At 35.0% G+C, this 13,825-nt stretch carries 9 protein-coding genes and 1 tRNA gene; 5 read left to right on the top strand and 5 right to left on the bottom strand.

Going from position 1 to position 13,825, the window contains the following annotated elements; genetic code table 11:
- Together WBY99_RS09515 and WBY99_RS09510 are read left to right on the top strand one after the other, a co-directional pair.
- The coding region (locus WBY99_RS09515) for an SbcC/MukB-like Walker B domain-containing protein (RefSeq protein WP_423976094.1) at window positions 1-1,510 on the top strand (1,510 nt) is incomplete at its 5' end.
- Entirely contained in the window at window positions 1,507-2,655 is a 1,149-nt protein-coding gene (locus WBY99_RS09510) for a Wadjet anti-phage system protein JetD domain-containing protein (protein WP_423976093.1), read from the top strand. The genes WBY99_RS09515 and WBY99_RS09510, both read left to right, overlap by 4 nt.
- A gap of 86 nt (window positions 2,656-2,741) precedes the next feature.
- Here WBY99_RS09510 and WBY99_RS09505 read toward each other — a convergent pair whose 3' ends face one another.
- The 5 genes from WBY99_RS09505 to WBY99_RS09485 form a co-directional block, all read right to left on the bottom strand.
- A complete protein-coding gene (locus tag WBY99_RS09505; protein ID WP_423976092.1) occupies window positions 2,742-6,998 on the bottom strand; it encodes a hypothetical protein in 4,257 nt (1,418 codons plus the stop codon).
- A gap of 45 nt (window positions 6,999-7,043) precedes the next feature.
- Window positions 7,044-7,133, bottom strand: coding sequence for a DUF1810 family protein (locus WBY99_RS09500; RefSeq protein ID WP_423976095.1), 90 nt, complete (start codon window positions 7,131-7,133; stop codon window positions 7,044-7,046).
- 161 nt (window positions 7,134-7,294) lie between these two features.
- Window positions 7,295-9,184 (bottom strand): restriction endonuclease, encoded by a 1,890-nt coding sequence (locus WBY99_RS09495; RefSeq protein WP_423976091.1) that lies wholly within the window; start codon window positions 9,182-9,184, stop codon window positions 7,295-7,297.
- Window positions 9,185-9,430: 246 nt separating this feature from the next.
- On the bottom strand, window positions 9,431-10,930 hold the full coding sequence (locus WBY99_RS09490; RefSeq protein ID WP_423976090.1) for an RNA-binding domain-containing protein: 1,500 nt from the start codon (window positions 10,928-10,930) through the stop codon (window positions 9,431-9,433).
- A 2-nt stretch (window positions 10,931-10,932) separates the two neighbouring features.
- Window positions 10,933-11,703 (bottom strand): DUF4062 domain-containing protein, encoded by a 771-nt coding sequence (locus WBY99_RS09485; protein ID WP_423976089.1) that lies wholly within the window; start codon window positions 11,701-11,703, stop codon window positions 10,933-10,935.
- 661 nt (window positions 11,704-12,364) lie between these two features.
- Between WBY99_RS09485 and WBY99_RS09480 the strand changes: the two genes are divergently transcribed.
- The 3 genes from WBY99_RS09480 (at window position 12,365) to WBY99_RS09470 (ending at window position 13,551) form a co-directional block, all read left to right on the top strand.
- Window positions 12,365-12,438 (top strand) — tRNA-Asp (locus tag WBY99_RS09480).
- 247 nt (window positions 12,439-12,685) lie between these two features.
- The gene (locus tag WBY99_RS09475) at window positions 12,686-13,039 is read left to right on the top strand and encodes an Arm DNA-binding domain-containing protein (protein WP_423976088.1); all 354 of its coding nucleotides are present in this window, start codon (window positions 12,686-12,688) and stop codon (window positions 13,037-13,039) included.
- Between the two features lie 296 nt (window positions 13,040-13,335).
- Window positions 13,336-13,551 (top strand): hypothetical protein, encoded by a 216-nt coding sequence (locus WBY99_RS09470; RefSeq protein WP_423976087.1) that lies wholly within the window; start codon window positions 13,336-13,338, stop codon window positions 13,549-13,551.
- Window positions 13,552-13,825: the final 274 nt, after the last annotated feature.

Here is a 13,825-nt window from a genome sequence, read left to right as displayed (position 1 = left end):
GGACAATAAAGACAAAATAAAATTTCTTCAAAACGAAATAAAAGACCTACAAGAAAAAGAGAAAACGGCTTTACAAGAATCTAGGAGCATTAGCCAAAGAATTAAAGAAATTGAAGTAAAAAAAGAGGATTACGCTGACCTCTTCAAGCTGTTCACAAAATATGATGATATTGATTGGCAAACTTATGCCAATCAAATTCAGGAAAAGGAAGAAGTAAAAAAGAAATTAGAAGCTACAAATGATAGGGTAAAAACGCTTCAAGAACAATTAAAAAAAGTAGAAGCCGATTTAAAACAATTGACAGATGTTGAGATTTGGAATAAAGGTCAAGAAATATTTGAATTAGGAAATACAATTAAGAACATTGAAAAAGAATTAAATGAAAATTTGGGATTACTAAAATCTTTAGGAAATAAAGATATTTCGGAATTTGAAAATGTAAATCCTGAATTACTCAATGTTGGCTTTTCCACAATCAAAAAATCACAATCTGACTTCCAAAATGATACATCAACTAAAATTGGCCAATTCAATACAAGAAAAGGCAATAAAGAATCGGAAGTAAGAATAAAAATAAATGCATTCAAACAGCCAACCGAAAACATCACTACAAAATTCAAAGACTGGCGTTCTGATGTGAGCAAATTGCCTGAATCCACCAATTTGGATTTAATTGAAGAATATCAAACCTTTTATAAAAAATTAGTGGAAGAGGATTTGATACGATTTGAAAAGAAATTCAAGGATTATTTACAAGAAACAATTACCAATAAAGTTGGCGATTTTAGAATGTTTTTTGAAAATTGGGCAGAATCCATAAAGGAAAATATAAATCACTTAAATGAATCACTAAAAGGGATTGATTTCAAAAGTTCGCCTGTTACTTATGTTCAGCTTGTAGCTCCAACAAAAATTAGCGATGAAGTAAAAGACTTTAGAAATTTGTTACACAACGCTATTCCGGACTTTAAAAAAATGGAAGAAACTATTGACGGCAGAGAAAATCATTTTAATAACAATATAGAACCTTTAATTAACAAGTTAAGCAAAGAAGATTGGAGAAAAAAAGTAATGGAAGTTCGTTCTTGGTTTAGCTACAAAGCTGAAGAGTTTTACAAAGAAACCAATCAAAAATTCAAAACTTATGAGAATATGGGGCAACTTTCTGGTGGCGAAAAACCACAATTGACCTATACTATTCTATGTGCAGCTATTACTTATCAGTTCGGACTTACAAAAGAAGGTTTACAAACCAATTCATTTCGTTTCATAGCAGTAGATGAAAGTTTCACTAACCAAGATGCAGACAAAGCCAAATATCTTTTGGAACTGTGCAAACAGCTACATTTACAATTTCTAGTAGTAACCCCGACCACAAATATTGATATTGTTGAACCATATATTTCATACGTTCACTATGTAGAAAGAAAAGACGAAAAATATTCTTGGCTTTATGATATGCCGATTGAACAATTCAAAGAGGAACGAGAAAATTTCATCAATAAATGATAAGTCCAAATGACATAAAAGCAAAGGCAGAAAGGAAATACTTTTCCTTTCTGCAATCTCTTGTTCAGGCAATCCCATTTTCAAGAATTATTATTCCAGGCGACAAAACTTATAGCAAAACCACAATTTCCGATTTTCAAAAAGAAATTTTGGCTCTTGTAAATCAATCAAAAGAAAAAAAAGGATTTGGATATACGTTAGATTATCAAACCATAAAAACAAAAACAATTGGAACCCAACAGCTTCCGACAAGTATTTATTTTGATACTGAAAAAGATTTTTTAAAATTCTTAGGTAAAGAAAAAGAGGTAGAACATTTTATAAATGACTGGCAAATAATTCACACAAATTTTCCTGAATTAAAAGAATGGATAATTAAAAACCCAACAAAAATAATTCAGCATCAAAGCAAATGGCAAAGCTTATTAAAGGTTTGTAACTACTTTAAAAATTGCCCGAAACCAAATCTTTATATCAGAGAATTACCTGCCAATGTACACACTAAATTTATTGAATCCAATCAAAGTATTATAACCGAATTACTTGATATAATTATTCAAAACCATATAAACCTTAACGAAAAAGAATTTGAAAAACGTTTCAATTTAAAGTTTCGTGAACCATTGGTCAGGTTTAAGGTATTGGACAAAAAAATAAGTCAAACCTATTTTTCAAACCTTGACGACATTACTATTCCTGTTAGTCAATTTGAAAATCTAAATCTTCCCTTAAAAAAAGTGCTTATTGTTGAGAATAAGACTACACTTTATACAACGTTGACATTGCCTAAAATGGATAAAACAATTGCAATTTTCGGACAAGGAAATGCAGTTACAAATATTAAAAACACCAAATGGTTAAACGACATAACCGTTCTTTATTGGGGAGATATTGATGTTCACGGATTTGAAATGTTATCAAGAATTAGAAAGCACTTCAATCATACTCAAAGTATTTTAATGGACAAGACAACATTTGAAAAATTCTTTGAAAATGATTCAGGCAAGCCGACTACCGATACAACAACCCTTAATTTAACTAACAACGAAAGAGAACTTTACAATCTCCTAAAGACAAACAATTGGAGACTTGAACAAGAAAAAATACCATTTGACTATGTTAACAGATACTTTTGCAATGGGTGAAAACTTTATTGGTGTCTAGCAATAATAATTGAAGTCGAATCCTTTCGTAATCTATATCTCATTTCAAATAGCTATCTGTTAATACTTTACTTAGATGTTAGAAATCCCAGTTTTCCCTTGACTTCCTGATTCTGTAATTTGTACAATCCCGATATTTGAAGTTGTCCCAAATATTCCTCTTTTTTCCAATGCTTGTAGCCAATTACTTGTTTTTCACCCTTGACATTCCATAGTAAGGCAAAGTCTTCCTTTTCAAGCCATTCGATCAGCTTATCTTTCCTTACTAGCAATCCAGAAAGGCTTTTATTATTGACCGACGGATCAAAACAAACAAGCTCGCCGTTGCCATCTACAAACTCTCCTTCATTCTTGGAAAACTTCATTTCAAGTCCTTCCTTAATTTTTTGAACTGGCTTGTGATAATAAATGGAATCGCTTTTAGAACAGTCGTATTCCTCCTCCCATAAAAAACATTCACTTGTGCGGTGAAATTCTCCAATAAACTTGTCATTTTTTCTGCTGAATACTATAATCCAATCCTCACCATTGTAATAGGGTTTATTATGGAATGCAAAAGCCTCAGACCAATAGTATTCCCTGGAAAAAACATTGGTCATTGTCCTGATTTCCGGCAGTTCGCTACGGAAAAAATCACCTTTGAAGTTTTTTTCAATCTTTGCAAGATCACTTCGGCGGACAAGATAACTTGATACCCAGTAAGCGAGTTTTTTTTGAACGCTGCCGTATTTATCTTCGCCAAGTGTTTCTGGCTCAGTCCAACCTAAATCAATATCAAGCCACAGCCACTTGTTACCATCAGGATCAGTAACTTCCAATATATCCGAAGGTACAGGTAAATTTTCTGTACCTATAAGCCAATCTTTTATGGGGCCATCAAATGAATTGAAAGTCGTATTGAACCACCAATTAGGAGTGTACTTTTTATAACGCTCGGCTCTGGTTTCTTTGATTATGACAGTTGGGTCAATATTCCTTACATTTGGGTTCCACGGTCCTTCGTACGGAATTGTTTTTCCTTTGTCATCCCATTGGGATTCATCTAAAAGTTCACATTGGTCGGATACCCTTGCCAACAATTCATTGAACACGATCCATTGGTATTTTTTTCCCATCCGCTCGTAATGACCGCTGCCTCGCCCGGAACCCTGGCTACTGTCAAATTCGCTAAATATTTTGGGATCGTAACCCAATTCAAAAATTCTTTCTACAGCATAATTGCTTAAGCCGTCATAATCAACTTTCCAGTGAGTCAGCGCGCTTTGGAATACATACCTTCCGAAATCACCATAACCGGCTGTCTTTCGACCGTACTCAGTAGTCATAGAGCCGAGGATTGCCGTGGCACCCCATTGACCTTTACCGTAGCGTTCTTCTTCACCATTGGGTTCAAACTTGTCATCAATTTCTTTGTTGGAAGGAAATTTCGATGGAAGCGACTGGCTCTTGTAGGGAGGCCTGAATTTGGCGACATCTAAGTCTAATTTTATGTGTTCGTGTAGTGCAAATTCAATCACACCCCTGGCATAGTCCCGCAACAAAATGTTCGCTACCACCATATCCTTGTTGAAAATATTGTCATAGATATAGTTGCACAATTCCACTAATGACTGACCCTTTCCTGATCGTAATACACAACCGTAGGTAACGGCGTACAATCTTTCGCTTATATATGGGTCGTTGACATCTTTAAACTTCTCCAACAATCCAGGAATCAAATGTATACGCTTTTCAAGTAAACAAATTAATGCTTTTGTAGCAGCATCCCGCAGGTAACGGTTAGGGCTGCATAAAAACCAAGAGAGAGTTGTGCAAGCTAATAATATTGCCTGGTCAGATACATGTGATTTAGCGTCATCTTTCCATGCCCAATCTATTAATCGGCTTACAGCATTTGTACCGCTGTTGTCGCCATATTTATCCTGTAGATAAATTGTCCAGGCTTTATCTCTCTCAGGCATCGTAAAGCCACTTAAATAGTTGTGCAAGCTATCCGCATTAAAATAAAATTCCAGTTTCATTGATGCCGATATCACAGTACCTAAAAACCGATGAAATAATTCCTCGTCGTGAGCGACGACATCATTTACAAAATCTTTAGACGCGTCGCCGACACTTTCCGGTTTCCGCCATATCAGGGAATTTAAAAAAGCATCCGCTATCTGATAAAATACTTTTGTGTGTTCGGCGAGCTCGAATATTTCTTTACCTGTCCTTTCCGGAAGCTGTATCGCCAAAGCCTCAATCAAGTTTTGATTTTTCCAGCACGCCATGTCGTCTTTGACCAATTCATGAAGCTTGCCTCTTTCAAAAGATTCTTTCGGATTTTCCACATCCAAATGCTTATCCAGAAGCATTGAGACTGTAAGATGGTCCTGAAACCTTTGATAAGCAAAATATATTACTTCAAACTGTTTAACGTCATCCGACCATCGGAGGTCTTTATTGAAAATACCTTCGGAAAGCAGCTTTTTTAAGAATGGCTCAGGCTTATAACAATTACCTGTAAAAATCGAGTCTATTGTCGTATTGGCATTGTCATAGGAAAGAAATTCCTGATCCGCATCGACCATTTGAAACAGTACTTCATTGACTGCCTTATGTACCAATTTTTTACTTTCATCATAATACAGCTCGGTAGCGGTAGAAAGCTTAACATTGATGCTGTCAAGGTAAAATTCGATTATGGAAGTAATACCGTCAACACCGGCAGGGATTTGTGTTAATCCTTTTGCATGAATTGATTTGCAGAACAATTTTAAGAAAAGTGGATTGTGAAATTCAGGATTTAATATAGGTGTTCCAGGTTCAATGATTCCGTAGAACTCAAAAAAACGTTTAGTTGCCTCGTATTCATAATTAGAGAATCCTTCGTGCTGTACTTTCAGAATGACAGATTCATCAAATTGTGCATCAGGCGCGATTAATCGCTCATATGAAGAACGCAGACTTAACACAATGCCAAGCCATGGAAATGCTTTAACCGAGTCTATGAATGACTTCAAACGATTAGGCCATATTGATACACCTTCACCCTCGTTGATGGCATCGATAAAGAGAACAGTTCTCTTTTGCGCACTTTCGGCCTGAGCATTAAGAGCACTTAAAAAAACGAGCTCATCAATTCCGTTAATTCGCAATTGATTGCGCAGGATTTGTGTCCACGGCAAATCTTTATTTGAAAAATTTTCCCCAAGCAGGAAAAGGCTTTTCTGCTCGTTTTCACCTCTCTTTTTTACAATGTCAGCGAATAAATGAGACTTTCCGATTCCTGCTTCACCGACCAACAGCAAGTAGGGACTATTAGCAAGAAAGACCGTGTCGCCTTGTAAAAATTCTTTGTATTCACCTATTGCGGAAATGAACTTTCCGACAACATTAACTTCTGTTGTGAAGGGACGGTTGTACGCGTGAGGTTCAGGTTTCTTTTCTTTTTCTGACCTCAAGCCATAAAAGCCTCGCAGTACTTTCTCTGTTGGATCATATGCTGCTTCTAAGCTTTCAATAATATCATCAAAACCTAAATCCGCTTGGCCTTTAAAATCTATTTCTTTATAGTATACTTTAATTTTATTGACAATCTCATCTATTATTTCAAGATTTTCGTTGATAATTGCATTTTCAGTAGTAACCCTGATTTCGCGGTATTTTTCTATAAAAGCAGTATAGCTTTCATCTGACTGCTTTTTGAAATTTTCATCTCTGGCAATGCCGTCAAAAAGTTTGGCTATCGGCAATTCGACATTCAGATCTTTGGTATATCGGGCTCCCAAAGCAGTCGTGCTTTCCTGATTTTTATAGTTGAACCATGTATCTAGAAATTCCTCCTGATGGAACCAGAAATATTTTATTCCTTCGTTTTCCTTTTTAGAAAGCCTTGTGATAAGTTCGGAACTGCCCCAAAAATCAAATGTCAGGTCAATATCTTTTGTTTTGGCATAATCCATCCATTCCAGGGTCTTTGACTTCCATTTATCCAGCATTGATTTTTTTTCTTTGACCTTGCCGTCCGGCATGTCAATAGGTAAAGTTATATTGTATTTTTTAAGCTTCGGATGATTATCAATAGCCGTAATAACCGACTTATTAATTTCTTTCCATTGCGTAGCCGAAAAACTTGTTGTAAAAAACTTTGCCTGCCACATGTGTAAATCGCCATTTTTTAAAACCCAGTAGCATTCTTTTCCGGCATCAGGTTTGCCCATCCTCCAAAATTTATCCTTACCAACTACGATTTCTCGTGAAGCCAGTTGGCATACCAATTCTTCAAAGCCATCATTGAGGCTGTTATTTAACGGACGTATATTGTTCCAGTTTATTGCCATTCCTAAATTTAATTAATGAAACATATTGTTTGCTCATCTCGGATATCATTTATAGTATCGGTTAAGAACTTCCTGAAATACTGGATTGATATTTTTAACTTCTGAAAACATGGTCATACAGCACCTGAGTTTTATATTATTCGGATCTTTGGCTAGCGTTCTTAGTTATTAAATCTAATTCCTTAACTGATTCAGCGTAAGTCATTTCCTTGTTTCTCTGTATTGTATATGATTTTACTATTTCCATTTTAGTACCTTATAAAAACCAATGCTAATAAATATCTCTTATTTAGTTACTACAATAGTTGAATTTCATCCATGATCTTTTGAAATTCCTTAATGTATTTTGCAGCCAATACGTCCGCAGATTCCAATCCAATTTCACGAAATCGCATATACAGGGTAATTGTGTTTTTAGAAAATCCTAAATCTAACATTTTGTTTCCTCGAATATTCAGGATGTCAAGCAATAAGGATTTTAGTTCAGTCGAATGTGTTGCCATTTGATCAGTTACCATATTCTCAAATCCATTTCTGGATTCATAGGTATATTTATATTTTAATAGTTCGATTGCCATTTCAACATCAATTTCTTTTGCTAAAGAGAATTCCTTTGAAAGCCAAAATATTCTCTTCTCCAGCAAAATTGGAAAACTTATAGAATCAATATCTGATGTGTACATCCATGTGCTGGGAGACAGATCTTTTTGTATGTTTTTCAGGATTTTTGGGATTTCTTCTGCCGGAATTCGTAAAATACTAACACCCAGTGTTTCAACTCTGCCATGAATAAGGTCAATTTTTTCAGGGTCTGTATCGGGGTCTACGGCCCAAATGATTGTGTCATCATCCATCTGCAAAGCCACCCAATGATGATCTAGCAATCTTCTTACCCTCATTAAATAAGACGAATCAATATTTTTTACTGCAAAGAAATTATAAGTTGCAATTTCCGCAAGCTGTCGTTGTTGTATAATCTGGTTGTCGTACTGTTGAACCGGATCAATCTTTTGTTCAAAATATGGAATAACTGAAATTCCCGAGTTGCGATGCACCATTATAATATCCTCATCAACATTTATAGTTTTAAATTTACCTTTAAGATCGGTGCAGTACTTTAGCTCAGGGAAAACTTTTCCGGTTTCAGTGCTTATAAATGTTAAAGAGGAAGTCAGGTCAATTTCACGTGGCTCCTGAATGTCATGAATATATATAAAACTTTTAATCTTGCTGGTGGTAATATGCCACCACGTTTTACCGGGCTGAGATATTGGCAAAATTTCTTTTACTATTTTATTTACTATATCCTGGCGTATAATTGATGGAGAATAATTTTTATCTGATTTTATTTTTACCTCAATAGTCAACGCATATAATGCTTTGTTTATAAAATTTAAATTATTCCCTGAAGGAATAAAGTTAATATCAAGTCCACCTGTGAATTGAAACCATCTTTTAAAATACACTTCGTATCTGGATGAAAAATTACCTCTATAAACCAACCCTTCTTCAACCTCTTTAACCCATTTTTTACTTTTAAGCTTAGCGATAATATTATTAAACGATTCCCCTTCATCACGGCCATCATCATATGGGAACTCCTGAACGGTAAGATCAAATTTAAAGCTACGCAGAGAATGAACTTGCCCGAGGTCGCTAAACCATTTATTTAATATATCCTTATTGTTTTTTATTTTCTCCCAGATTTTAAACCCATTCCAGTAACTTATGTCTCGAAGATCTTCTGGACTTTTGATTCCTCTGTTATATTCTTCATCATTAATGTATTTCTTTCCTTGAGGCGTTAGATCCGCATTTGTTACAAAAATACCTTGCTGGCAGTCCTTTCTCAGGGACGCTACGACTAATGTATCTAAATCATTGCCATTATAATGAGATTGATAATTCCCTGTATGCTTACACTGTGTTATACATCTTTCTCCCTTAGGATTCGTTGTGAGAATATCTTGTTTTTCATCACCTTGGCCATCAGTTACATCAACTGCAGTATGGCCCTCAACTTTTACTAATATGTCAAGGATAAATTCAGGAAACTTATCATAACCTATTTGAGACAAATTTTTAAAAATTCCTTCACGGGTTGGAGATGTGGTAATAGCATCTAAATCACTTTCAATTGTATGATAGAAGCGCTGACTTGTTCCTGAAATTAAATTGTAACCCATGCGATAGTTGTGAAATTGATCTTAGTTTAGGAATTATAGGGAATTATAATAAATGGAATTGTTATAGTATGCTTTTAGGTTTAAGAAGACTAAACTTTAAACCATCATTTAAACCATCATTGCTGAAAGGTAATAACTAGTCTATCCTAATAAATGAATATAATTATACCATTATTTTGTACTCCTGCATAACCCTCATAATGCAGCTTAATAATGGTAAGAAAACTTATTGCTTTTATCCCTATTCTATTTGAGTGCCTTCTTAACCTTATCTGTCAAGTAATAACCTCCTGTTCTTCTTGAACCTGTAAACTCGACTATTGCAGCACTCTTAGCAATACTTAAATATCTTTCAATAGTTGGCTTAGATTTATCCATCGCCTCTATGATACCATTTGCATTCAATCCTTCATTATCTCTTAATAAAGATACGACCTTCATTAGCTCCCTTCTAATACCATCACTAATACCATCAATTAAACCATCATTTACCGCAGCATCTAAAAGCTTATTTATACCATCATTTAAACCCTCATTTAAATCATCTCTAAAATCATCATCTCTAGCCATCCTTTTATAAGGTAATGCTTTTGGTCCATTAAAGGTAAGCGTAACTCCATCACCTGCATCTTTCCATGCAGGGTCTTTAAGACCTTCTCTGCGGCATTCTTCTATTACTTTCAGAGTACCTCTTCCTAACTTATCAATTAATCCTCTGAGAAAAACAATATGGGCAATATCCGGATTGACCGGATGTGATGCGTGGCTTTTCTTAAGCTCGCTAACCCTAAGCTCGCCTGGAAGATGTCCGCTATTTGATATAATTATTTTATCCGGATAAATACTAATGGTGGCACTGCTGGATGGATTGCTGTAATCCCTGTGCATTAAAGCATTTATAACGCCCTCCTGCAGGGCCTTGATTGGAAATTTGAAATCCACTCGTTTCCATTGATTAGATGCAAACACACTTCTAACTCCCAAATTACTGATATAGCGTTCGAGTCTGTCTTGGGTATCAAACAGATTACCTTCCAGAACTTCATCTCTTAACAACGAATTACTGGTTTTAGAATCGGCATACTCTGTTAAACGGACACGTATCTGCGGAATAAATTTCGAAGGGGTTTTGGCAAATAGAACAACACATGCATTGCTAAAATACCCATTTTCATAAAGTCCATAATATGACAGAAAATCCAGCACGTCGTCTGATTCAAAATTACCACGATGGTTTCTTCTTGATTCCTCAATTGTTGAGCGAATAAGTTTTTGATCTAAATCTTCCAATTCTACATTAATAGCAGGACTGCGTTCCCAATGAATTTCAGATTTTTGCCTGCCATGGATAAGTTCGGAAATTTGGCCGGAGGTAGCCCTTTTGGTTTGCTTTCCCTCCCTGTAATAAATGTTGCCGTCAAAAATGTAAGGCTGCTTGGATCCTTTATAAACTTTAAGCAAAATAATTTCCTTATCATCTATGGGCTCATTGCTAATTGTTATAGGTGCTTCGGGCACAATTTGCGAAAGAAGGAAAATTTTCAGTCTCTCCGCATGTACATTGGCATTAGATACCCCCTTTACTTGTCCAGATTCATCTATGCCTACTAATACTCGCCCACCTTTAGCATTCAAAAAGCTACAGATAGCTTTACCAATAGCCATCTTGTCAATGGAAGTTTTGAATTCCATCTGATCACTTTCACCTTCTTTTAATAAACTATGTAATTGGTTTTCTTCTCTCATTTCTATTGTTTCATTGCTTCTACGATAGCACGAACTCTATCTACATCTTTGAACTGGGTTTCAACGACCCTCAAAATATCCGGCAGGCGATAGTATTCATCAACCCAATGTCCGGTTCTCTTATCTGTCTCTATTTCATTACGGATTACATCGTTATACTGATGTACCAATCTTATATCATCCAGAACTCCTGTCCTTATAAATATAAAATCAGGATTGGCTGCCTGTGAGGCAGACCCTGGTAAATACATATATTGTTTCAATAACTCCCTTGCAACATAAATATCACGATGTGAAACAAACCATCTGGGCTTTTCCAGTTCGATAGACCTTCTCATTTCCTGATGTGTGATAGACAAATCTCCCGCAATGACCGCACCATATCTGGGAGTAATAATTCCAAATACCAAATCACTTGCCTCAACGGCATTAAGGCAGTTTTGAAGGTTAGATATCCGAGGATTAGCAGGTATAGTTTTGATATGCGAGTTCATAACATGATATCCGTAGCCACTTAATGTGCTACAGACTTGTTCCACAATATCCTGTGAGTTAAGTACAGTTGAAGCAACCATGATTTTCAATGGTTTTTCTGCAACTTTTTTTTCTTCGTTTTCACCCATAAATATGTTTAGTAAGGTATACAAAATTACGAAATTAAACATTATTGGAAGAAAGACTTTATACATCTGGGTCTTGATGCCATTGTCAAGACCTGTATCCTTTGAGTTATGATATTCAAAAAAGTTATAGCAACTTTCTGACTGAATCATTGTATTTAAAACTAGCTTTTTTACTTTCTTTATCGATTCCTTATAAATTTCAATGGAATCTTAAAAATATTATTTTTTAGAGCATCATTATTTGTACGATCAATAGAATACGTCTTATTGTTTACATTTATATACGTTCCCTTAGTTTTAATCTAACAGGAAACCGACAAGCAGATTATTCATTAATAATGAGATATGATAACATGAATAGGATTATTAGCAAAAACCAATCTCACAATAAAGACAGAGTGCCTTTTGAAGATAACACCTATAATAATACTTATGATAATATACAACCACATGCAGTTTTTTTAATTTTTATTTGACTTTAAATTTAAAATTATATGTTTGTTATTATAATATGTTTGAAGAATGTTTTTGTATTTGATATTCTGCTATATATGATTGTTTGAAATTAAAATAGCTGAATTTGTTTGCAAAAAACAAAAAAAACAATATCTTTGCACCAGTAAAAAAAACGCTCTCTAAATTGTTTATAAAAGTGACCTATTCGGTGACCTACTAAACAAGGAAACAGCATAAAGCTTACGGTTAGGGCTTTTTCTGAAAAAGTACAAATCCCGTCCGGATCGCTTTTTATAAGTTTTAACTAATTTATAAAAGGTATAATAAAAGTTGATCAATTACTTTTCAAAAAATTGATCCGGTAGTTCAGCTGGTTAGAATGCCGCCCTGTCACGGCGGAGGTCGCGGGTTCGAATCCCGTCCGGATCGCAACTACACTATCAAAGTAGTACAAAAAGCTTTAAAACATATGTTTTAAAGCTTTTTTCGTTTTATGGATGTTCAAAAAGAGTTAAAAAAGCACCATCTGAAAGTGACCTATTCAGTGACCTGTAGAAACGGGTTAAAATAGGTCACTGGAAATTCAGATAAACCGTGTTTAGGAGCTAGTTCAGCAACTGAACATCTTGTGCTGAGGTTTTACTAAGGTTAATTTTAAATCTTAAAATCACACCATATGAACAAGACCTTTAATTTGCTTTTCTATGTAAAAAAAGCCAAAATCAATTCTGCAGGAGAAGCTGCTATTTATTTGCGAATTACCATTGACGGTAAAATATCTGAGATCAGCACAAAACGTACGATAAAACCTTTAAAATGGAATTCTGCGATGCAGAAGATTAGTGGTTCTTCAGAAGAAAGCAAATCGCTTAATTTTTATCTAAAAACATTTGAGCAGAAAGTTTACAATACTTATCACGAATTGATGAGAGATAAAGAAACGGTGACTTGTGAAGCGCTTAAAAATAAGCTAATGGTATATTTTTTCACATCGTCTGATGTTACGATTTTTCGTTTCGATTTAAAGTAAATAAGCGCTTCTAGCTGTCGCTCATTTAATTTCAAGTTATTCAAATATTCAATATTGTAAATATCTTTTCTAAATTCAATAGAAATATCGCTGGAATTATAGTTGAAAATTGGTTCGGGAATGTTTGCTTGTTTACACTCTTCAGATGTCTTGCCAATGCTCACCCGTCAATGCTAAAAGTCCACAGGACTTTTGCCACATTATCTGGTATGATTATGAAAAGCGGACGCTTTTTTTCGACCGTATTCCTGCGGGAAGTAGGAAAGCGGAGGTGACGCTGCGGTTCATCGATCCTGATGAGGGACAGGATTCGTTGGGATTTGTGGATGTTGTTTTTGAGGTTTCTCTTCCCTATTCTGAGGTTTTTATTCCTGAAAGTGAGGGATTTGGGGGATGTTCACGAAGGTCTGTTGAAATTTGCTTTGATTCGCTTTTTTGATGGGAGTGGCTTGCAGTTGGCTGGAAAAATGGCGGTGGTAATGGGGTGGTTTTTGGAGGTGATGTTGATCTGAAATAGTCATCGATAGAAAATACCAAATCTAAAATCGGAATATTTAATTTTTGTGGAGAAGATTACCCCTGAAAAAAAGTCGCTTGATTTTGTCCTTGTGCACAGCCCATATATATTACCATACAAAGGCAAATTGTAATTAGTTTTCTCATAATCGTTAAATTTTAAGTTATTTTTAGAAAAATTTTTATTTTTTCCTTTGCATAGTTTTATCAAATAATTCTGGTGTATTTTTATTTGCTTAATTGTTCCATAATTTGGATAAGCTCTATAAC

Origin of the sequence: Kaistella sp., from assembly GCF_049588135.1 — a bacterium.
Classification (GTDB): Bacteria; Bacteroidota; Bacteroidia; order Flavobacteriales; family Weeksellaceae; genus Kaistella.
This window is presented reverse-complemented; position numbering and strand designations above follow the sequence as displayed.

Coding starts and splice junctions, on each gene's coding strand:
- WBY99_RS09495 (WP_423976091.1), bottom strand. CDS start 9,184: ATGGGTTACAATTTAATTTCAGGAACAAGTCAGCGCTTCTATCATACA.
- WBY99_RS09510 (WP_423976093.1), top strand. CDS start 1,507: ATGATAAGTCCAAATGACATAAAAGCAAAGGCAGAAAGGAAATACTTT.
- WBY99_RS09505 (WP_423976092.1), bottom strand. CDS start 6,998: ATGGCAATAAACTGGAACAATATACGTCCGTTAAATAACAGCCTCAAT.
- WBY99_RS09485 (WP_423976089.1), bottom strand. CDS start 11,703: ATGATTCAGTCAGAAAGTTGCTATAACTTTTTTGAATATCATAACTCA.
- WBY99_RS09490 (WP_423976090.1), bottom strand. CDS start 10,930: ATGAGAGAAGAAAACCAATTACATAGTTTATTAAAAGAAGGTGAAAGT.
- WBY99_RS09475 (WP_423976088.1), top strand. CDS start 12,686: ATGAACAAGACCTTTAATTTGCTTTTCTATGTAAAAAAAGCCAAAATC.
- WBY99_RS09470 (WP_423976087.1), top strand. CDS start 13,336: ATGAGGGACAGGATTCGTTGGGATTTGTGGATGTTGTTTTTGAGGTTT.